Below are 20,851 nucleotides of genomic sequence, written 5' to 3'. Positions count from 1 at the left end.
CTGGGCTGGTACCGCCCTTTTTCGCTCCGACTTCACCTGGACGCCGACGGGGGGAGCGGCAGGACGTAGGAGCCGTCGGGCGCCGACCGGGTCTCGCCGATCTGGATGACCCTCGTGGCCGTCCCCTGCGCGGTGTCGCTCTGGACCGGGAGCCAGGCCACGACCGCCGCGTCGCCGAGCGGGGCGCCCGACTCGTCGCGGACGACGCCCTGGAGGACGGCCGGGTACGGCATGGTGAGCTCCAGCTCGGTGACCGCGGCGTCGGCCGCGGAGACCGCGAGGCGCGGCCTCACGAGCCACGGGTAGGCAGAGCCCGGCGCCGGCCGGACCGAGAAGTCGAACTCCCCCGGGTCGGCGCCGAGAGAGAACGCGCCGTCGCGCAGGACCCCGGACGCCTGCCGGGGGAGCAGCGGCTCGGGCCTCAGCACCTGACCGAGGTAGGTCTTGACCTCGCCGAGCGAGGGGACCGCGAACACGCCGGCGCCGTCCATCAGCTCGCCCGCAGGGCCCTGGACGTGGCCGCGCAGCGTCCCGGCGTCCGGGATGGGGACCGACTGGCCGCAGTAGCAGTCGTCGCCGGCCGGGAACTTGAGCACCTGCATGGCCTTCGCCTTGGTGGTGTCGTTGATCGGCTGCGCGAAGATGACGTATTCGCCAGGCGGGAGGTCGGCCCGGAAGAGGCCATTCGCGTCCGTCTCGGTGTCCAGCTTGTAGGCGGCGGTCGGCGCCCGCTCGATGTCGGCGCTCTGGATGCGAACGGCGGAGAGCACCGGGTTGCCCTTCGCGTCCTCCGTTCGACCTTCCACCCGGCGCGCCGCCGCGTCGAGCTGGAGGAGCGAGAGGTCCAGGTTCCCCGTGGACCCCTGGAGCGCGATCGAGGCGAGCTCCCAGTAGACAGTCGGGCGCGGCTCTCCATCCCTCGGACGCAGCCGGATGAGCGGGCTCTTGTCCTTGTCGGTCCAGTAGAACTTCACGCCGAAGCCGACCTGCGTCGCCGTCCCCGGCTCGCCGGGCTCGCGTTGCTCGAGCCGATCGACCTGGGAGATGACGCTGCCGGTGAGCGGGTCGACGAGATCGAGCCTCCACCCGTCGACGCGCACGCCCCCCGGCACCTGCAGGCTGCCTTGAAGCACGGCAGGCGCCTCGGCGTTGACGCCGAGCTTCCACACCTCGGGGATCGGCTGGTTCGGCAGGAAGATCGGCGGGGGGATGTCGTCGCTGCAGCCGCCGTACGCCTGCGGGATCAAGTAGATGTGGTAGTCGCCGGTGGGGATCGCGAGCTGGAACTTCTGGCCGCCGGAGCCGTCCGGCTCCGAGAGCGTCGAGTAGCTCTGCGCCGGCAGGCCGAGGACGGGCGCGATGCGCCGGAGCTCGACCCGCACGGGAAACTGCCCGCCGGCGATGTCTCTGCAGTAGGTGCCGCCGATGCGCAGCGTGGCATCCACGCGCGCGGGCGCGGGGATGTTGAGATCCAGGGGATGTACCTGCCCGCCGGCGTCGTGCGGGGGGAAGGCGCCGCCTGCGTCGATGTCGAGGAGGTGTGAGATCTCCGCGCCGAGCTCGTGCGAGGGGCGCGGCCGGACCTCCAGGATGAGCGCGTCGAGGTGCGCGCTGGTCGAGACGCACGCGCGCTGCCCGTCGAGCGCCGCGCAGGCCGCTCCCACGCCGCAGTCGACCGAGGTGTCGCAGGCGTTCGTGGGGCCAGCTTCGAGCATCTCGAGGGGAATGCTGCAGGCCACCGACCCCGGCAGGCAGGCGAGCAGCGCAGCGCGCAGGATCAGCCGAGCGGATGAACGAAACACGCGGTGCCCGAACGGGTCCGCACCCGAGCAGGCGCAGGGAAAAATCACGGTGGAGAGAGAAGGCGATGTTCGTGCCAACCTGCCGCCGGTGTTCCGGGCAGCGCGCGGCGTGCATCCTATCGGCAGCGCGCTCTGCAGGCCGCGGCAGGGCTGTGACAGCGGTGTCGCGTCGCGCTTGGCGCAGCGATGCGGCCAGACCGCAATCACCGCGCCAGGGCGAGACCCGGGCGCGCACACCGAGGCCTCGGGTACGACGGAGTGCGACATGCTCGCCGTCGGAGCCGCAGGGGGTGCGGGGCGCGGGAGAGGGCGCGGCGCGGCCGACGTCGGCACGGCTGCGTCAGCGCTTACGTGCCTGCACGGAAGCGCGAGCTCCCCGTGTCGACCCGCCGGAGTGAGGGCACCGTGCCGGGCTGCCATCGCGCTTCGGCGTATTCCATCCGCGTCGCGAGGCGTACGAGATCGGCGATCTCGGGGTGCGCCGCGCACGCGGCGGCGAGCCCCTCGGGCCTGGAGAGCGGGACGGCGAGCTCCAGGCCTCGCTCCTTGATTGTCGCGCGCACCGCCGTGGCGATGCTGCCCGCGGCGAAGAGGCCAGCGCGGCGCATCGCGGTGCGGGTCGTCCTGATCGCGCCCTCGTAGGTCATCTTGTCGGCGCTGTCGCAGATCTCGCGGAGGCGACGCTCGGCGCGCGGCGGGATGAGCTGCCAGAGGTTCTGCTCGAGCCGCACAACGGCGGGGTTGCCGCGGGAGCTCTGCGCGGTGGCCTCGAGCGGGCCGAACGCGGCGACGACGGCGGAGAGGAGCGTGCGGAGCTCATCCTCGGTGCTGGTGTTCGCGAGGACGTGGTCGGGCATGGCCCCGGCCAGGTGGGCGCCGAGCAAGTAACGCAGCTCGGGGGTGTCCTCGCGGAGCTCGCCCCGCAACAGCACCGCCGGCGGGTTGACCCGGACGACCTGCCCCTCCGGCGACGAGGGAGCCGGCGACGAGGCGCGCTGGTGGTAGAGCGCGGTGCGCAGGAGACCCAGATGACCGGCCACGACGCCGTAGAGCTCCCCGAGGAGCGTGGGCGACGTCGGCTGGACCCGCTCGGACGCGACGAGCCCGGACTGGCTCGCGTCGCGACGGTAGAGGCCGGTCTCCCACACGATCGCGAGGGCCTCGTTGACCGGCGACTCCAGGTCGCGGAAGAGAAGGGCGCTCACGAGCTCCGGCGCGTCGCGCTGCGCGGCGAGGAGCGGGGGCGCGATGAAGCCCTCGCCGCGCCGATCGGCCGGCTCGTCGCCCTCGAAGGCGCGCAGCACGTGCTCGATGGCGCGGGCGTAGGTCATGTTCTTGTCGGCGATCGCGGCCGCCTGGAGGCGCTCGAGGGTGCCCCGGTCGCCGAGCCGCAGGTGGGCCTGCATCCGGCGGACGGCCAGCGCCTCACGGGAGCGATCGTCGCGCGGGGCGAAGCTCTTCATGAGCCGCTCGCCAGCCTCGTACGAGCCCGCCGCGAGCTCGCGGAAGAGCGCGGCCTCCTCGAAGCTCTCGGCCGCGGACGGCGGCCACGTGGTCAGGAGCCGCGTCGCCGAGGAGGGCGGCTGGGCCGACGCCGGCGCAGAGACCGGGGGCGCCGTGACCTGCGCGCCGGCGCTGGAGCGGCCCGATGGCGCGCCGGCGCGCGGGGCGCTGCTCTCCGCGGCGCCCTGTGCAGCGCCGGCAGCCGGCGCCCGCGAGGCCTCGGCGACCCCCGAGCCGTCGAGCAGGTCGTCGTCGGACAGCGCGGGCGCGACCGCCTGCGCGGCGTCGGCCGCGATGAGCGACTCGTCGAGCGGGTCGTTGAGCTCGACAAGATCGATGTGCTGACCGCTGGAGGCCGGCGCGCTGCCGCTCGCGGGCGCGCGGCTGCTCGCGGGCCCGCGGCTGCTCGCGGGCGCGCGGCTGCTCGCGGGCCCGCTCGTCGACGGCGCGCGGCTGCTCGCGGGTCCGCTCGTCGACGGTGCGCGGCTGCTCGCGGGCCCGCTCGTCGACGGCGCGCGGCTGCTCGCCGGAGCGGCGCCGCCCACCGCCGATGAGGCGCTGGGCGATGGCTCCGGGGTCGCCCGGGCCGGCTCCGCGACGATGACCCGGACCTGGGTGGGGTGGAGCACCTCCTCGGGCGGCAGGGTCGCCCGCTCGCTGGCGAGCTCGGCGTTCAGCTCGGCGATCTTCAACCCCAGCGCGCGATCCGAGCCCGCGAGCACCGTGGCCTGCGCGAGGATCTGCGCCGCGCGATCCGGATCGCTCGACGCGTGCAGGCGCGCGAGCTGCATCAGCGCGCGCGCGCGGTCGATGCCCGAGCTCTGCGCGACCAGCTCCTCGAGCGCGCGCCGCGCGGCCTCGGGCTCGCCCCGGGCCGCCGTGAGCTCGAGCTGGCGGCGCAGCGCCAGCGCGCGCGTCTCCGGCTCCGCCGCGGCCTCCTCGAGCAGGCGCGCAGCCGCGTCGAGGTCGCCGGCGTTCTGCGCGGTCTCCGCGGCGGCGAGCGCGACGCGCCCCCGCGCGCGCATGCCCTGGAGATCGCCGCCGAGCGCGCGCTCGAACAGCGGGAGCGCGGCCGAGAAATTCCGCTTCAGCGCCAAGCGCTCCGCCATGCCGAGCGCGACCAGGGTGCTCGGCCCGACCTCGGCGTGGCGCCGGGTCAGCTCGCGCATGCCCGCGCCGTGGCCCTGGATGACGTCGAGCGTCTCGGCGAGCAGGAAGGCGTGCAGATCGACGTGCGCCGGGCGCAGGCGCGGCGCGATGCGGCCGAGCTCCTCGACGGCGGCCTGCGCGTCGCGCGGCGTCCCCGTCCCGCGCAAGCGATACTCGATGCGGCGCGCCTCGAGGACGGCGTCGGGCGAGTCGGGCGCGAGCTTCACGGCGCGGCGAGCGCGCTCGAGGGCCGTGACGTCGTCGCCGAGCATCGAGGTGGCGCGCGCCGCCTCAACGAGGAGCTGCGCGCGCCGCTCGGGCGCGTCGCGCGACGCGCTGGCGAGCTGATCGAGCGCCGCGGCGAGCGCGTGGCCGTCGCCCTCCCGGCGGGCGATCTCGACGCGCAGCTCGATCACGGCCTCGCGCGGCGCGATGCGCGCGACGCTCTCCAGGGTGTCCTTCGCGGACTCGACGTCGCCGCCGCCGAGGTAGCTGCTGCACGCGCGGAGGTTGTACTCGGCCCGCTCGTCGGTGGTGGCCGCGAGATCGCCCAGCCTGCACCAGAGCGGGGCCGCGCGGAGCGGCGTCCCGAGGCGCTCGTGGATGTCGGCGAGGAACCGCAGCGCGCTCACGTCGTCCGGCGACGCCGCGAGCAGGGCCTCCAGCTCGGCGCACGCCTCGTCGAGCAGGCCGAGGCGCTGCTCGAGCAGCGCAGCGCGCCGCAGCCGCAGCGCGCGCCGCGTGTCCGGCAGCGGCGCCGCCTCGATGCGGCGCGCGAGGAGCGCCGCGACCGCCGCGTGATCGCCGCGGTCGCTCGCGTCCTGCTCGACGACCTCGAGGGCGTGAAGGTCGGCCGGGTCGAGGCGGGCGATCGCCTCGTAGAGCGCCACGGTGGCGCCGCGATCGCCGAGCTCCTGGGCGAGCGGCGCGAGCTCGCGCAGCAGGAGCAGCCGCTCCTCGTCGCCGGCGGAGGCGCCCTGGAGGCGCGTGAGCACGTCGAAGAGCAGCCGGCGATCGTCGGCGCGCCGCGCGAGCCGGATGAGCTCGTCGAGGTGCGCCTTGTCGAACGGGGTCTTCTGCGCGGCGTCGAGGAGGAGCTCCAGCGCGCCGTGGAGATCGCCGCCGGCCGCGAGGATGCCCGCGAGCTCGCGCGTCATCTCGAGCCGGACGGCGTCGGGCAGGTCCGCGCGCGCGAGCTCGGCGTGCACGAGCGCCTCGAGGTCGCCGCTGCGCTCCTCGGCCGCGTACAGCCGCCGGAGCCGGGCGACGACCTCGGCGCGCGTGTCGCCCTGGAGCTGTCCGCCGGCGAGCGCCCGCTCCAGGGCGACCACGGCCTCCGCGCGCTGGCCCTCGCGCTCGTGCTTGTCGGCGAGGTGGAGCAGCGCCTCGAGGCGCCGCGCGACCGGCAAGGCGTCGTCCAGCGATCGCTTCAGCGCCTCGTCGCCGCTGGCCTCGACCGCCGCCTCCGCCTCGTACGCGAGCGCGTCGTCCTCGGGGGCACGGCGGGCCGCCTCGACCAGCAGGGCGGCCGCGACGGGCGGCACGTTGAGCGCGCCCGCGAGCTTGCTCGCCCACCGGAGCAGGCCAGGGCCGACGCTCGAGTGCGGCTTCATCGCGGCGGCGTACACCGCCGCGATGAGGTGCGACGCCGGCTCGGTATGTCGCGCGAGCTCACCGACGATGTCGAGGAGCGTCAGGAACTCGTCGACGTCGCCGTCGGCGAGCATCGCGCGCTCGATCGCGGCGAGCGCGAGCGTCGGCGAGTCGAGGACCTCGACCGCGATGCGCGCCATCGCGAGCCCCGCGCGAGCCCCATCGGGGCCCTCGAGCTTCGCGATGCTGGCCTTGACCGCGCGGTCGAAGCGGATGGCCTCGACCTCCGGCTGCCCGGTGCACGCGACGAGGTCACGGATCGCCGCGCCGACGTCGTCGACGATCGCCGCGTCCGGGCGCACGATCATCGCGCGGAGCAGGATGTCGAGGCGCAGCCGGAGGCCCTCCTCCGTGCGGCCGGTGAGGGCCGCGGCGCGCTTCAGCCACGCGTTGCGCGACGCCGGGTCCGCCGTCGCCGCCACCCGCTCGAGGGCGCGCACGGCCTCCGACGGCTCGTCGGCGTGCTCGGCGAGCCGCGCGAGCAGCACGTACGACGTCCCCTCGGTGGGCACCGCCTCGAAGCTGGCCACCGCGTGCGCGAGCGCGAGCTCGAAGGCGCCGCGCCGCTCCAGTTGCCGCGCCGCGCGGTAGTGGGCGGCGCGGCGGCCGTAGCAGCCCAGGGCCGCGTCGGCGAGCAGCCTGTACGTCTTGTCGAGGACGGCGACGCCGCCGTCGGCGTCCGCCGATTTCTCGACGAGCGCCACGGCGTCGGCGCGGAGGGGATCGAGCTCGATCGCGCTCGCCGCCGCGGCGAGCGCCCGATCGGGCAGGCCGTGCTCGTGGGCGAGGTTCGCGGCCTCGATCAGCAGGTTGGCGCGCCTCCTTCGCTCGGGCCCGACGTCGCCCGACCACCTGCCCTCCGCCGCGGCGGGCTGCGCTTCGCCGTCACCCCGCGCCTCGGCGGCGCGGGCGACGAGCGCCTCGATCGCCGCCTCGACGCCGGCGAACTCGCACATGTCCCGCGCGTAGCGCTCGGTCCCGCCGCTCGGCGCGACCTCGCTCGCCCGGAAGAAGGCCCGCTCGGCGCCGCGATGGTCCTCGGCGAGATCCCAGAGCAGGCTACCGAGCTCGCGCCAGGCGGACGCGGCCTCCTCCGCCGCGTCGCCCCCCTGCGCGGCGAACGCCCGGGCCTTCGCCTCGGCCAGCGCTATCGCGCCGTCGGAGCTGAGCGCCTTCGCGTCGAGCAGCGACGCCTCGAGGCGCTGGACCCGTGCGAGGACCTCCTGCACGTCGGCCTCCGACGCGGCCGCGCGCGCGAGCTCCTGCGCCGCCCCGTCCGGGTCGCCGCCGTCGAGGCGGCAGTCGGCGAGCATCAGCATCAGCTCGACGGCGTGCGACGCCGTGAGCTCGACGGCGAGCCACCGCTCCAGCACGGTCACCGCGAGGTGAGGGTCGCCGGAGCGGCGCGCGAGCTCGAGGAGCCGCTCGCGCAAGAGCGGGTTCTGCGGGCCGAAGACGTCGAGCGAGCGCCTCGCGAGCGCCGTGCCGCGCTCCGGGTCGAGATCGTAGAGCGCGTGCAGGGCGTTCGCGAGCGCGGCCGCCATCTCGCCGAGCGGCTTGGGCTGCGCCAGGATCCACGCGAGCGCGTCCGAGAGACGGGCGGCGTCGCCCGCGACAGCGGCGCGGCGGATGAGCTCCGCGGTCGCCTGAGGGGACCCGGGCCGCAGCGCGAGCCAGCGCTGGGTCCACGCGAGCGCGAGCGGCAGCTCGCCGAGCGCCTCGAGCGCCCTCGCGAGGCCGTCGCAGAGCGCGCCGCGCGGGAACACCGTCGTGATGGAGCGCTCGATCGCCGCGACGACGGCCCGGTCGACCTCGAACGGCGGCGCCTCGCCCGCCTCGGCAGCGCCGGTGAAATCTGCCGTGAGCGTCGCGGCGAGCGTGGCCACCGCGCGGGTGCACGACGGATCGGCCTCGCAGGCGAGCACCGCGACCTCGCGCGCGAGCGGCGCAGCGCCCACCCGCACGTAGAGCTCCGCGGCGAGCGAGAGCAGCACCGCGCGCAGCGCCGGCCAGACCGGCGCCGCGAGCTGCACGATCGCGTCGGCGCGCTCCCGCAGCCGCCCCGTCCGCGTCGCCAGCACGAGCGCAGCGCTGGCCGCGCCGCGGTGCCCCGGCGCGTCGCTGAGCAGCGGCAGCACCTCGTCGAGCGCGCGGGCGTCCTGCCCCTGCCGCCGGGCGATCGCCGACAGGAGGAGGCGGACGCGCGCCAGCTCGACCCGCGTCAACGACGACGCGCGGATCGCCTCGGATCTTGCGGAGCGCGCGCCCTCGGTCTCTGCGGGCGACGGCCGCGCTGCCTCGGCGAGCCGCGCGCGCAGCAGGGCGTCGAACGCGGCGCCTCCCCCCGTCCGGCGGCTCAGCCGATCGAGCGCCAGCAGGCAACCGCGGTCGGTCGGCAGCGCCCGCGAGAGCCCCACGAGCGCCTCCTCGTAGGCGGCGCGCTCCTTCGGGCGGCCCCGGTAGATCACGACGAGCCGGCGGAGCGCGTCGATCCGCCCCTCGGCGGACTCCGCGCCGCGCAGCGCGCGTTGCGCCGCGACGAGCGCCTCGTCTTGCGCCTTGAGCCGCTCCGCGATCCGCTGGAGCCCTGCCGCGGCGCGCTCCGGGTCGCCGCCGACGCTCTTCAGCGTCTCGAACGCCCACTGCGCGAGGCCTGGGTCGCCGATCTTCTCCTCGGCGAGGCGCGCGAGGTCGGAGAGCGCGTCGATCCGCCCCGCCGCCTCCTCTCTTGCCCTCGGGTCCGAGCCCTCGCCGATGCGGATGAGGGCCTCGACGAGGGGCGCCATGTCGTGCAGGGTCGCCGCGTGCTCGCGCAGCGCGGAGCGGGCCACCGCGTTGCCGCAGTCGCTCGCCGCGGCCTCGATCCAGGCCTCCACGGCGCGGTCGGGGCTCGCGAGCGGGCCGGCGAAGAGCCGCGCCAGCGCCGCGTACGCCTCCGCCCGCGGCGCCCCCGCCCGCTGCTCGGCCCGGATCTCGATCCGCGCGGCAACGAGCTCGTAGAGCCCCGCCTGCTCGAGCACCTCGTCGATCTCGACGGCGGCGTCGCCGTCGACCTCCGCGTCGAGCCCCGCGTCGAGGACGCAGCCCACGGCGCGCGCCCAGTCGCCCTCGCTCGTCGCGCCCTGGAGCCGGTGGCCGTGAACCTCCCTCACGCGCTGCAGAGCGGAGCCCCCCGCAGCCCCGGCCGCGCCGCCGGACGCCCGCGCCGCGAGCGCTCCCGCGTGCGTCCGGAGCACCTCGTCGGCGGCGCCGTGCCTGCTGCGCACGAACAGCGCCGCGGCCATGGCCTTGGCGGCCATGTCGTCGTGGGGGGCGATCTCGAAGGCGCGCAGGCGATCCTCGAACGCCGCCTCCCGCTCCCGCGCCGCTTCGCGCCGCTTGGCAGCCTCGAGGTACGCCTTCGCCGCGGCCTCCGGCAGCACCTGATCCGACGCCCATGCGGCGATCGTGCCGAGCAGCTCGCTCGCCATCGCGTCGTCCGGGGCGAGCTCGCTGGCCTCCTCGAGCGCGTCGACCGCGCCCTCGACGTCGCTCGCGCGCGCGAGGAGCACGGCGATCTTCACCAGCAACCGCGCCGTCGCGCCGGGCGGCTGCGTGTCGTCGCGCACGCCGCGGAGCGCCGCCGCGGCCAGGGCTGGCTCGCCCAGCCCCGCCAGCCAGCCGGCGAGCTCGCTCCTCATCGCGGGGTCGTCGCCCAGCGAGATCGCGCGGCGCGCCAGCGCCGTGGCCCTGTCGAGCTCGACGCCGCGCGCGGCGAGGATCCTCGCCAGGGCGAGGGTCGCCTCGCGCTCGCCCTGCGTGTCGCCGGCGGCGCGGCGCTCGTCCATGCGCGCGCGCCAGTAGGCCTCTTCAGCCCGCGGGCCGCGGTGGCGCGACACCGGCGCGACCGCTCGGCTCCCTCCGATGAGGAGCTGCCCCGCAGAGGCGGGCCCCGCAGGATCCATCAGCTCCGGCGGCTGCGGCGCCCTCCGCACGCCCGACGCTGATGCTGCCCGATCCGGAGGTGAAGAGCTCATTTCGGCGACCCGCTTCGGGTATGCTGATACCGCTCAGCCTACCAGAACGACCGAGGTACAAGGCCAAACTTCCGGTGCGATTCTCGCGCTTACCGGAGCGTCACCGCGAACGGTAACACCGTGAGCGCCCGCTCTCCGGCCAGAAGCGGCGCCATCGAGGCGGCGAAGGTCCCGATCTCCGGCGCAACGCCGAGCCACTCGGGCAGGAGGGCGCCCGCCATCGCCCCCCGCGCGCGCTCCTTGAGCGCCGCGCGGTCGGGCGTCCGCGCGTCGCCCTCGGCGGTTTCGTCGCCAGCGGCCAGGAGCTCGAGCAACCCGCCATCGTCCTGCTCGACCTCGACAGGCGCGTCCTCGGGCAGCTCCGCCAGCTCGCGCGCGAGCGCGATCGCCCGCTCCAGCCCGCCGAGCTCATCGACGAGCGAGCGCCCGTGGGCCTCGGCGCCGCCGAAGATCCTCCCCTCGGCGGAGGGCGCGATCGTCTCCAGCGGGAGATTCCTCCCCTCCGTGATGCGCTTCAGGAAGAGGTCGTAAACCGCTTCCATGGAGGCGAGCACACGGGCGCGGGTCGGCTCGTCCCAGGGCGTGAGCGCCGACATGTACGCGGCGCGCGCCGCGCGCTGGGGATCCGGGTTGGCCGCGACCGTCTCCGCGTTGATCCCGATGTCCGCAAGCGCCTTCCCGACGGCGAACTTGCCGCCCACGACGCCGATCGAGCCGATGATGCTCGTCGGCTCGGCGACGACCTTGGTGCCGGCGCAGGCGAGATAGTAGCCGCCGCTCGCCGCCATCCCGCCGATCGAGACGATCAGCGGCTTCTCCTTCCGCAGCCGCATCAGCTTCTGCCAGAGCAGATCCGAGGCGAGCGCCGACCCGCCGGGCGAGTCGATCCGGAGCACGACCGCCTTCGTGCTCGTGTCCTTGGTCAGGCGCGTGATCACCCGCCCGAGCTCGCGCTCGCCGATCCCGTCCGAGGAGCCGAGGGGCACCCCGCTGGCGGTCATGCTGATGCCGCCGATCGCCGGGACCACCGTCACGTGCGGCGTCCCCAGCGAGCTCGCCCCGGCGACCGAGCGGAACACGTCCACGAGGCTCCTCGAGAGGCTCGGATCGCGCTCGACGCCGCCGAAGCGCGGCACGGAGCGCTCGGTGCCGGCGAGCTTCTTCGCATCCTCGAGCGCGGCCTCGACGTCGCCGAGCTCGTCCACGAGCCCCCTGGCCTTCGCCGCCTCCGGAGCGAACGGGCCGTCCTCGACGGCCTCGCGGAGCTCCTGCTTGCCGCGCCCCTCCACGATGGCCGACAGCCACGCCTCACGGAGCCCGCCCAGCGCGGCCTCGAGCGACTGGCGCGCCTCGGGGCTCGCCCCCTCCCGCGTGAACGGCTCGCTCGCTCCCTTGAACTTGCCCACCTGAAGGAAGTCGACGTCCACGTTGAGCTTGTCGAGGAGCCCCTTCGCGAACACGAGCTGCGCCGCGATCCCCACCGTATCGACCTGACCGGCCGGGCTGAGCCAGAGCTTGCTGCACGCAACGGCCGCCAGCAGCATCGACGCGTTGTTGTACTCGTCCGCGTGGCACACGACGGGCCGCCCCGCCTTGCGGACGTCGCCGAGGATCCGGCCGATCTCGTGGGCCCGCGCGAAAGCGATGCGCGAGGTCCCGAGCCGCACGAGGAAGCCCTTCGCGCTCTCCGCCTCGGAGAGCGACCGCAACGACCGCACGAGCTGCGCGTGCGTCCTGCTGCTCGGCGGGCCGAAGAGCGACGCCGCCGCGCTCTCGGGGAGCCCGCGCGAGAGATCGATCTCGATGACCGCCGGCTCATCGAGCGGCCCGGCGGCGGGCGCCGGCAGCGACGCGGCCCGCTCTCTCCCGGTGCAGCCTGCCATCGACGCTGCCACCGCGAGGGCGCCGACGCCGGCCCACCCTCCTCGTCGAGCTCGGTGCTTACTCATGCTTTATCCCGGGCAGATCGGAGGTATCGATCTCGGGCGCGGTCGCGCCCGGCGAGGCGGTCGGCGGCGGGTGCACGCCGGGGAGGTCGCTCGTATCGATGGTGCCACCTGGGGCAACGTAGTCATCGGGCACCCGGCCGTCGTCCGGCGCCGGCCCGCGGCGGATGCGCCCGGGCGCGGCCGGCGCCGCCGAGGGGCTCGGGTCGGGAGCGCCCGCCCGAGGGCCCTCGCCGCGCGCGCTCGAGGCCGGCTCGGGGCCGCCGTCCGGCTTGCTTTGCGCCTTCTCGAGGCGATCGATGAAGGCCCGGAGCGGGTGCGCGAGCGGGTGCGGCCGGCTCGTGGCGAGCAGGCGATCGTTCTCGGTGCGCGCCTCCGCGAGATCGCCGGACCGCGCGAGCGCATAGACGAGCAGCGCCCGCGCCCGCCCGGGGCTCTGCTCGCTGCTCGCCGCCGCCCGGAGCCGCTCGACCACCGCGGCCCAGCTCGGGTAAGCCTCCGCGAGATCGAGCCCGGCCAGTGTCAGGGAGTTCTCCGGCTGCGCGCTCTCGGCCGAGATCGTGCCGACGAGGCGCCGCGCCGAGGCGAGGTCCCCTTGCATGCGGAGCAGATCGATCGCCGCGCGCCTCACCCCCGCGTCCTCCGGCGCGACGCGGCGCGCGTGATCGACGGCCTTGCGGGCGCGATCGGCCGCGACCTGGAGCTCGTGCCGCATCGTGTCCAGATCCGGATCCTCCGGGGCGAGGAGCTGCAGCCGGAGCCACCGCATGTCCGCGTTCACTGTCTCGAGCCGGGCCAGCGCCGCGGCGACGCGCGGGTCGTCCTCGGCGAGCGCGCTCGCCTTGACGAGCTTGTCCCTCGCCGTCTCGAGGTCCCCCTCCGTCAGGCTCCGCTCGCCGTCTGCGAGCAGGGTCGGCACGCGATCGTCGCGCGTCACGGGCGGCGCCTGAACCGCGGGCTTCAGGTACTTCGGCCCGAGGGTCGCGGCGCTCACCGCCACGAGGCCGACGACGATGAGACCGACGACCCACCGGGCGATCCCGGTCCTCCGCGTGGGCAGTATGGAGATCCGCGTGTCCCCGTCCGTGTCGTCGTCGTACGAGGGGCGCACCTCGGGCTCCGCCGGCGCGCTCTCGATCGGCGAGCCCGCTCGCCGCGCCGCGCGCTCCCCGCCGCGCCTCGCCGGCGGGGCGTCGTCTCCCTGGCCCTCGCCCGCAGATGCGGGCGCGGGCTCGGCGCGCGGCGGCGGGGCGCTGTTCGGGATCCGCAGCGGGGCGAGCCCAGCGGCCCGCCCCTGGGGATCGCTGCCCGCGTCCACGGGCCTCAGGCTGCTGCCCTGGCGCGCCTCGGCGACCCCGGCGCCGCGCAGCGTCCGCGGCTCCGGCCGCCGCGCAGGGTGCCCGTCCGGCAGCGGCGGCGCCTCTTCCGGCGGTACCACGACCCCGGGCAGCGCGTTCGGCCCGAGCATCGCGCGAGCGGGGGCGCCGGCCTCATCGTAGGTGGCGGGCGGCGTCGCGCGGCGCGGCGATGGCCGCTCCCTGCCCGCCTGGATCTCCCGCACCTCCCGCACCTCCCGCACGATCGTCTCGGCGTCGTGGATGGACTCGGGGGAGCCCTCCGCCCGCGGGAGCGGGATCGCGACCGAGCCCTCGGTCTGCGCCGGCGCTGGACCTCCGAGCCCCTGGGGCGTGAGCGACCTCGCGCGGCCCGACAGCGGCGAGGGCCCTCCGATGCCGAGCGCGGTCCCGACCATGACCATGCTGCCCGGGCCCTTGAAGAACGGCTCCAGCTCCGCGATCGACCCGAGCCGCCGCGGCCTGGCGTTGCCGCGCGAGATCACGTCATCGCGGGTGATGTGGCCCTGGGAGATCGCTGCCTGGAGCTCCCGGAGCATCTTGAACTCGAGCTCCCGGCCGCCGAGGGTGCGCACCACCCACTTCTCGGGGAGGGCGCCGTCGGTGCGGCGCACCTTGAACTGGAAGCCGCAGTTCGTGCACTTGACCGTCGTTCCGCGCTCCGAAACGAGCGCGTCGTCGAACTCGTATTCGGTGCTGCAACGCTCGCAGGTGACATCCATCTGCTCGACCGGTCCCCGTGTCCTCGCGAACGGCTGGCCCCCAGGCGTCAGCCTGCCGGGTATCCTCGTTCGGAGGTGGCCGCCCGGAACTCGGCGCAACGGTAGCACGGGTTCCCCTGCGTGCCCCACGGCCTCGCGCCGCGCCGCACCATCGCCGTCGCACCGCGCCATCCTCCCCCTGTCGCTCGCGAGCCTCCCCCCGGTCGCCCGCGAGCCTCCCCCCGGTCGCCCGCGAGCCTACCCCGCTGCCAGCGAAGTGGATCCACGCTGGCGAAGCGGTTCTCCAAGGGCATGGCCGCGTACACTCGCGCGCGCGGGCCACATGCCGACGTGAACGCAGCTTCACGGCGGCCGCGCGCAGCGCCCGGATGCGCGACGCCTGGCCGAGCTTGTGTGGGGCATGTCGCTTGCTACGCTCGTTCGGTCGCGACCGTCACGCGCGAGGGCGCCGCCCCTCGACGCCGGACGGCCGAATGCCTTCGGGAGACGGTGAATGAAGCGACTTACTCTGCTGGGTCTCGCGAGCGTGCTGGCGCCCCTCCTCGCGGGTTGCCCCATCTACGATGATGCCGACAGCCACTTCTGTGATGCGGAGGACTGCGGGCCCAGCATCTCGGACGGCTGCGAGGTGCCGGCCGACTGCGGGATCAACGAGACCTGTGGCGAGGACAACGCCTGCCACGTCGGCGACTGCACCACGTGGGGGTGTAGCCGCGGCTTCGAGTGCGTCGTCGCCGACGACCTCACCGCCTCCTGCGTGGCGAGCGGCTCCTCCGGGGAAGGCGGCAGCGGCGGCGCCGGCGGCAGCGGGGGAGGCGGCAGCGGTACGGTGTACTGCGGTAACCCGGACGACTGCGCCCAGGGCGAGACCTGCGCCCCGGACGGCACGTGTCAGCCCGGGAGCTGCGATGACGTCCTTCCGAGCGGCGACCCGCTCGGGTGCGTCCACGGGTATGTCTGCGAGGGCGACGGGGCCGACGCGACCTGCGTGCCGGCGACGCCGGCCGCGTGCGGCGCCGACGAAGACTGCGCCGGCCTCGGCGCGGACTACCTCTGCGTGAGCGGCACCTGCACCGCGCCTCAGGACCAGTGCTTCGACCAGACCCAGTGTCCGGTCGACGACAGGTGCGTCGAGGGCAAATGCACGCCGGCCTGCAGCGACGACGCAGACTGCCCCAGCAGCTACCGTTGCGACGCGGACCTCGGCGTCTGCTCCCAGCCTGCGCAGCCCTGCGTCATCACCGACGACTGCGGCGGCCCCTCCGCCGTCTGCGTCGACGGCGCCTGTGTCCCGAGGAGCGACGGCGGCGAGTGCCCCGAGGGCTACGCCTGGGTCGAGAACGGCTGCATCCCGGAGCAGTCGAGCAACTTCGTGTGCGGCGAGGACGGGGTGCAGGACCTCTGCGCGCCGGGCTCGATCTGCCTCCATCACAGCTGCTACATCTCGTGCGAGCAGCCGAACCCGAACGCCTGCGACAGCCAGTCGCCCTCGCTCAGCGAGTGCAGGACCGTGACGACGTTCTCCGGCGTGCACCAGGTGTGCGGATCGAGCGAGAACCTCGGCGGCGAGTGCGATCCCGAGACGCCCTGCAGCGAGGGCCGGGTCTGCATCGACGGCTTCTGCCGCTAGCGTCGCGGCGCCTCCACCGCTGCGATCGAGCCCCCGGGCAGCGCGCTTCTGGCCCTGCTCCCTCCGTGCGCAATATGCCCTTGGCATGCGCGCTGCCTCACGTCCCGCCGGTCCCTGTTCCAGCCACGTGAATCCACGCCGACGGACGCGCGATGCTCGCGCCCCGCGCGCGATGGGCACCGACGGAGCCACAATGAAGGCAACCGATCTCGTCAATTACATGGCCGACATTTTCCCCTACAGGAGAAGGAGCTCACTCGACTGGATCGTTCCCGTCGCGGTCGGGCTCGGCCTCGGCGTCGCCTTCGGCGTCCTGGTCGCGCCGACGTCGGGCGACGAGGCTCGCCGCCGGCTGCGCGACAGCGCAGGCCGTCTCCGCGAGCGCGCGGGTCGGATGCGCACCGACGCGGAAAGGGTCGCGGAGCGGGCCAAGGACCGCACCCTCGAGGCCGCGCAGCGGGCTCAGGAGCAGATCCAGGAGCGCACCGGTTCGACCGTCGGGGAGCGCTCGTTCGCCGACGATGTCGGCATCCGCTGAGCGAGCTCCAGAGCGGGCGTGAAGGCGCCGCACCGTCCCAGCGCGGTGCGGCGCCTTCCATCATTTCCCGGGCACGTTCCGGCGGCCGAGCGACATCTGCGCAGCCAGAGCGGCACAAGCGATGCTTTTCCGAGCGCGGATGGATTGAGCGAGACACCTCGCGAAGCGCGTCACAGGGGCCCTCGTCGATGATGTATTACCGGACGCTCACTGCATTCTTCCCGGGTCGCACGGAAGCCGCTGGCGCCCTTGGCCGCCTCCTCGCCCTGGGCGTCGCGGCCGAGGACATCAGCATGGTGCCCAAGCAGCACCCCCGTCTGGCCGAGATCGAGCTCACGATTCACAGCAAGGCGTCCGAAGGGGCCGCCCTGGGCGCCGTGATCGGAGGGCTCGTCGGGGGCACGCTCGCCGCGATCATGGCCGGAGGCGCGCTGATCATCCCCAGGCTCGATGCGTTCCTGGCGGGCCCCATCGTCGCGTGCCTCGCCGGAGCGGGCGCGGCCGGCGCGGCCGGCACCCTGCTCGGCGCCGTGCTCGGCGCTCGCGTGCCCGAGTACGAGGCGCGCTGCCTCGATGACGCCAGCAGCATGGGCGGCGGCGCGCTGCTCTCCGTCCGCTGCCTGCCCGACGTGTCCCGCAGCGTCGAAGAGGTGCTGAGCGAGAGCGGCGGACGCCGCATCCGCAAGACGTACAGCCGCAGGGCCTGAAGGACGCGCGACGCGGCCGGCGCCAGGAGACGAGCGCCGTCCCGGCCGGCGCCGCGCGCGATGGCGCGTCCGGCGTGAGCGCATCCAGCGTGCGCGACGCCGCGCCGTCGAGGCATCGCGCCGTCGAGCGGCATGTCCTTGTCGGGGCTCGGTCGGAAGAGGGGGTGAGCCGGGCGGAGCGCGCCCAGCGAGGTGCGGCGCAGGTCGCGCCGCCAGCGCCCGGGCGGGCGCCTGGTGTCAGGGGGACGATCCGAGCTGGCTCTGGGCTCGCGCCTGCTCGTCGAGGAGGGCCCCGACCGCCTGGGCCAGGGTGCTCTTGACGTAGCTCCGGGTCGCGAACGACCCGAGCCTGCTGAGCACCCGCGGCGTCAGGCCGCCGCCGAGCAGGAACCCGAGCCCGGCCGCCGCCGCGAGCGCCACGTGCGGGTTCTCCCGCGCGAACGCCGACACCGCCCGGGTGACCTCCGTCGCATCGAGCCGGCCGAGCGCCTCGTTCGCCTTCTCCTGTCCGTCGCGCTCCTGTGTCGCATTGACCTCGCCATCCGTCATGGTGACCTCCTCAACCCAGCCGCGTGACGACCCGTCCGATCAGGTATCCCACCGCGGCCACCGCGCACAGCGTGGCCACGGGGCGCTCTTGCACGAGCGACACGAGCCTCTCGTCGGCGCGACGGACCTCGTTGAAGACACGAGGGACGACGGCGGAGACGTCCGCTTGCTGCCCTGCGCGCCCGGGCTCTTCTTCGATCCTTGCATCGTTGACGACCATCGTGAGCCGCTCTCCAGCAATGCCCGAACCACCCGAAACACGTGCATCGGCTGCACGATCCAGAGGCCGACGCCCCCGGACGGGGCAGCAGGCGAGGAGATCCAGGAGAGAAGAGCGCGCGGCGCGCGCGGGTCCGGGCGCCTCCCGGGACGTTCGTGCTCACCGACGGCGCGCGCGCGCAGACAGCGGAGCGCGAGGGAGCGTCGCCCGCGGTGAGCCTCGCGCGGCCGGCCCGCGGCACGACGGCCGGCGACGCGCGCGCCGCCAGGCTAGAAGCGCACGCCGAACGCTCTGAGCGCGCGGCGCAGCGAGCCCGCGTCGTCGCACACGGCGACGCGCTCGGCGCGGGGCATCTGCGCGGCCCTGTGGGGGTCGCCTTTGAACCAGACGGCCCGCATGCCCGCCGCGAGCGCGCCCTCGACATCGGCGGCAAGGGAGTCGCCGACGTGGACCACCGCGGCGAGCGGCGCGCCGAGGCGCTCGGCCGTCCACGCGAAGATCTCCCTCCCCGGCTTCTCGAACCCGAGCCGCCCCGAGTCCGCGACCGCCACGAAGCGCGCGGACCAGCCGAGCTCGTCCACCAGCTCGTCGAGCCGGCCCTCCGAGTTCGACAGCACAGCGACCGGCACGCCTGCCTGCGTGAGCTCGGCCACGACGTCGATCATCCCCGCGATCGGCCGGCGCCAGAGGTTCTTCCGCGGCTGCTCCGTCCAGAGCCAGTCGACGGCCGCGTCGAGCGCGCCGGCCGGGACGCCGCCCACCTCGAGGAGGCGGCGCATCATGATCTTCCACGGGTGCCCGCCGAACCCGCGCTGGATCGCCTCGTTGTACGCGCGCCAGCCCGCGTCGACGGCGCCGTCGAGCTGCTCGCGGGGCGCGGTGATGCCCCGCTCCGCGAGGCGGGCGGAGAGCAGCCCGGTGTCGAGCTCCACCAGGGTCTGGCCGAAGTCGAAGGAGACGGCTGTAGCAGGCGCGTCGCGCATGGTCACTCGACGTACATCGCCTCGATCTCGCGCGCAAAGTTCTGGTTCACGTTGCGCCGCTTGATCTTGAGCGTCGGCGTCAGCTCGCCGTCCTCGATGGTGAAGCCGCGCGGCAGGATCGTGAACTTCTTGATCGTCTCCACCTGCCCGAGCTGGCCGTTCACCTCGTCGACGGCCCGCTGCACGCTCTCCCGGATCGCGGCCGCTTCGTGCGAGAGATCGCCGCTCAGCCCGCGCTCGGCCGCGACGCGCTTCGCGGCGTCGGGGTCGAGCACCACAAGGGCCGAGAGGAACCTCCGCCCATCGCCGATCACAACCGCCTCGGCGATGAGGTCGTGGCGCTTCAGCGCCTCCTCGATGTTCCTGGGCGAGACGTTCTTTCCGCCGGCGGTGATGAGGATCTCCTTCTTCCGCCCGGTGATATGGAGGAACCCCTCCTCGTCGAAGCTGCCCAGATCCCCGGAGCGGAGCCAGCCGTCGACCAGGGCCTGCGCTGTCGCCTCCGGATCCTTGTAGTAGCCGAGGAACACGTTCGGCCCCTTCACGAGGATCTCGCCGTCGTCGGCGATCCTCACGTCCACGCCCGGCACGACCGGACCCACGGAGCCGAGCTTCGTCCTGCCCTGCACGTTGTAGCTCGTCGGGCCGGTCACCTCGGACTGACCGTAGACCTCGGTGATCAGGACATCGATCGACGCGAAGAACTCGAGGACCTCCTTCGCGATGGGGGCCGCGCCGGTGCTGCACACGTGCGCCCGGTCGAGCCCCAGGGCGGCCTTCACCTTCGCGTAGACCAGCTTGTCGAAGAGGCGGTGCTGCGCCGCGAGCAGCGGCCCCGGCGGCTCGCCCCGGGCGCGGAGCTGCGCGTGCTGGAGCGCGACGCGCCTCGCCTGCTCCAGCGTGATCTTCTGCAGGCCCTTCGCGGCGGAGAGCTTCGCGCCGACGCCGGCCATCATCTTCTCCCAGACGCGCGGGACCCCGAAGAACGCGGTCGGCCGCGCCTCCTTGAGGTTGTCCGCGAGCGCGTCCATCGACTCGGCGAAGTACACGGCCATGCCGACCGAGGCCGGCAGGTGGATCGTGAACATCTGCTCGGCGATGTGCGAGAGCGGCAGGTAGGACAGGGTGACGTCCCAGGGCGAGAGCGGGATGATGCGCGCCGACACGTCGGCCACGCTCGTGAGGTTCTCGTGGCTCAGCATCACGCCCTTCGGCGGCCCCACGGTCCCGGAGGTGTAGATCAGCGTCGCGAGCCCCCGCGGCTCGAGCGCGTCGAGCCGCTGCTCGATCTGCTCGTCCGAGACGCGGCTGCCCCGCGCGAGGAACTCGTCCCACGACAGGACCCGCGGATCGCCCCCGGGCTCCGCGCCCCGCATCAGCACCGCCCACTCGAGCTGCGGCAGGCGGTCCCACTGGCTCAGGACCTTTTCGAGCTGGCGCCTGTTCTCGACCAGCACCATCTTCGACGCCGCGTGGTGAACGATGTGGCGCACCTCCTCGGGCGAGCACGTCGTGTAGACGCCCGCGGGGGCGCCCCCGACCGCCATGCAGGCCACGTGGAGCACCACCCACTCGGGCCGGTTGAAGCCGAGCAGGCTCACCGTCGCGCCGGGCTCGACGCCGAGCGCGATGAGCGACCCGGCGGCGCGCCGCACCTCGCTCGCGTACTCCCGGAAGCTGGTCATCCTCCAGAAGCCGCCCTCCTTGACGTAGTGGGCTGGCGCCTCGGGCCGCACCTTCGCCTGGCCCAGCAGGCGCCGCGGAATCGAGTCACAGGGCATCGGCTACCTCGTTCAAGAGCAAACGGCGCGAAAGCATAGGCGAACCTCCCACATCCTCCTCCGAGGACCAGGAGCCGCGCGGATCGTGATTTCCCTCACACTAGCAGGAATCGCGTCCCCTTGCGGAGGGCGGAACGGCTCCGCTGCGCGCGGCTGTCCAGCACGCCTCGCCCCCACGCACAGCGGATGGCGCGCGATCCGCGGGTGGCGAGCCCGGGCGCGCGCGCGGACACCGATCGAACAAGTCGTTGTTATTGCTGCGGTTGCCGGCTGGACGTCGGCTCGGCGTCGTGGACG

The 20,851-nt window shown here is 74.5% G+C and carries 11 protein-coding genes; 3 read left to right on the top strand and 8 right to left on the bottom strand.

Annotated elements, in window-relative coordinates:
• Positions 1–32 precede the first annotated feature (32 nt).
• The 4 genes from WMF42_RS43390 to WMF42_RS43375 all read right to left on the bottom strand — a co-directional run bounded on the left by WMF42_RS43390 (position 33) and on the right by WMF42_RS43375 (position 14,146).
• A complete protein-coding gene (locus WMF42_RS43390; RefSeq protein WP_233561213.1) occupies positions 33–1,802 on the bottom strand; it encodes a carboxypeptidase-like regulatory domain-containing protein in 1,770 nt (589 codons plus the stop codon).
• A gap of 347 nt (positions 1,803–2,149) precedes the next feature.
• A complete protein-coding gene (locus WMF42_RS43385; RefSeq protein WP_437689098.1) occupies positions 2,150–9,934 on the bottom strand; it encodes a hypothetical protein in 7,785 nt (2,594 codons plus the stop codon).
• Positions 9,935–10,212: 278 nt separating this feature from the next.
• Positions 10,213–12,072, bottom strand: a complete 1,860-nt coding sequence (locus WMF42_RS43380; protein WP_437689096.1) for a S49 family peptidase — start codon at positions 12,070–12,072, stop codon at positions 10,213–10,215.
• The gene (locus tag WMF42_RS43375) at positions 12,065–14,146 is read right to left on the bottom strand and encodes a zinc-ribbon domain-containing protein (protein ID WP_437689094.1); all 2,082 of its coding nucleotides are present in this window, start codon (positions 14,144–14,146) and stop codon (positions 12,065–12,067) included. Before WMF42_RS43375 ends, WMF42_RS43380 begins: the two co-directional genes overlap by 8 nt.
• 493 nt (positions 14,147–14,639) lie before the next feature.
• Here WMF42_RS43375 and WMF42_RS43370 point away from each other — a divergent pair, with 493 nt between their 5' ends.
• The 3 genes from WMF42_RS43370 (at position 14,640) to WMF42_RS43360 (ending at position 17,021) form a co-directional block, all read left to right on the top strand.
• Positions 14,640–15,776, top strand: a complete 1,137-nt coding sequence (locus WMF42_RS43370) for a hypothetical protein (RefSeq protein WP_437689093.1) — start codon at positions 14,640–14,642, stop codon at positions 15,774–15,776.
• A gap of 172 nt (positions 15,777–15,948) precedes the next feature.
• Positions 15,949–16,314 carry a YtxH domain-containing protein gene (locus WMF42_RS43365; RefSeq protein WP_437689092.1) on the top strand — a complete coding sequence of 122 codons (366 nt, stop codon included), beginning with the start codon at positions 15,949–15,951 and terminating at the stop codon, positions 16,312–16,314.
• Between the two features lie 293 nt (positions 16,315–16,607).
• Positions 16,608–17,021: a hypothetical protein gene (locus WMF42_RS43360; protein WP_437689090.1), complete on the top strand. Its 414-nt coding sequence runs from the start codon at positions 16,608–16,610 to the stop codon at positions 17,019–17,021.
• Between the two features lie 237 nt (positions 17,022–17,258).
• Here WMF42_RS43360 and WMF42_RS43355 read toward each other — a convergent pair whose 3' ends face one another.
• The 4 genes from WMF42_RS43355 to WMF42_RS43340 all read right to left on the bottom strand — a co-directional run bounded on the left by WMF42_RS43355 (position 17,259) and on the right by WMF42_RS43340 (position 20,554).
• Positions 17,259–17,570: a hypothetical protein gene (locus WMF42_RS43355; RefSeq protein WP_061608767.1), complete on the bottom strand. Its 312-nt coding sequence runs from the start codon at positions 17,568–17,570 to the stop codon at positions 17,259–17,261.
• A gap of 10 nt (positions 17,571–17,580) precedes the next feature.
• Entirely contained in the window at positions 17,581–17,790 is a 210-nt protein-coding gene (locus WMF42_RS43350) for a hypothetical protein (protein ID WP_061608766.1), read from the bottom strand.
• 269 nt (positions 17,791–18,059) lie between these two features.
• Complete coding sequence (locus tag WMF42_RS43345; protein WP_437689088.1) at positions 18,060–18,773, bottom strand: HAD family hydrolase; 714 nt, start codon at positions 18,771–18,773, stop codon at positions 18,060–18,062.
• A 2-nt stretch (positions 18,774–18,775) separates the two neighbouring features.
• Entirely contained in the window at positions 18,776–20,554 is a 1,779-nt protein-coding gene (locus WMF42_RS43340; RefSeq protein ID WP_437689086.1) for an AMP-dependent synthetase/ligase, read from the bottom strand.
• Positions 20,555–20,851: the final 297 nt, after the last annotated feature.

Origin of the sequence: Sorangium sp. So ce176 (assembly GCF_051519835.1) — a bacterium.
GTDB lineage: Bacteria > Myxococcota_A > Polyangia > Polyangiales > Polyangiaceae > Sorangium > Sorangium cellulosum_G.
The sequence above is the reverse complement of the archived record's forward strand: the minus strand, read 5'-3'. Positions and strand labels throughout refer to the sequence as shown.

Excerpts from the sequence above, each read along its gene's own strand:
- WMF42_RS43365 (WP_437689092.1), top strand. The coding sequence starts at position 15,949 with ATGGGCACCGACGGAGCCACAATGAAGGCAACCGATCTCGTCAATTAC.
- WMF42_RS43385 (WP_437689098.1), bottom strand. The coding sequence starts at position 9,934 with ATGGACGAGCGCCGCGCCGCCGGCGACACGCAGGGCGAGCGCGAGGCG.
- WMF42_RS43375 (WP_437689094.1), bottom strand. The coding sequence starts at position 14,146 with ATGGATGTCACCTGCGAGCGTTGCAGCACCGAATACGAGTTCGACGAC.
- WMF42_RS43370 (WP_437689093.1), top strand. The coding sequence starts at position 14,640 with ATGAAGCGACTTACTCTGCTGGGTCTCGCGAGCGTGCTGGCGCCCCTC.
- WMF42_RS43360 (WP_437689090.1), top strand. The coding sequence starts at position 16,608 with ATGGTGCCCAAGCAGCACCCCCGTCTGGCCGAGATCGAGCTCACGATT.
- WMF42_RS43380 (WP_437689096.1), bottom strand. The coding sequence starts at position 12,072 with ATGAGTAAGCACCGAGCTCGACGAGGAGGGTGGGCCGGCGTCGGCGCC.
- WMF42_RS43355 (WP_061608767.1), bottom strand. The coding sequence starts at position 17,570 with ATGACGGATGGCGAGGTCAATGCGACACAGGAGCGCGACGGACAGGAG.
- WMF42_RS43340 (WP_437689086.1), bottom strand. The coding sequence starts at position 20,554 with ATGCCCTGTGACTCGATTCCGCGGCGCCTGCTGGGCCAGGCGAAGGTG.
- WMF42_RS43345 (WP_437689088.1), bottom strand. The coding sequence starts at position 18,773 with ATGCGCGACGCGCCTGCTACAGCCGTCTCCTTCGACTTCGGCCAGACC.
- WMF42_RS43350 (WP_061608766.1), bottom strand. The coding sequence starts at position 17,790 with ATGGTCGTCAACGATGCAAGGATCGAAGAAGAGCCCGGGCGCGCAGGG.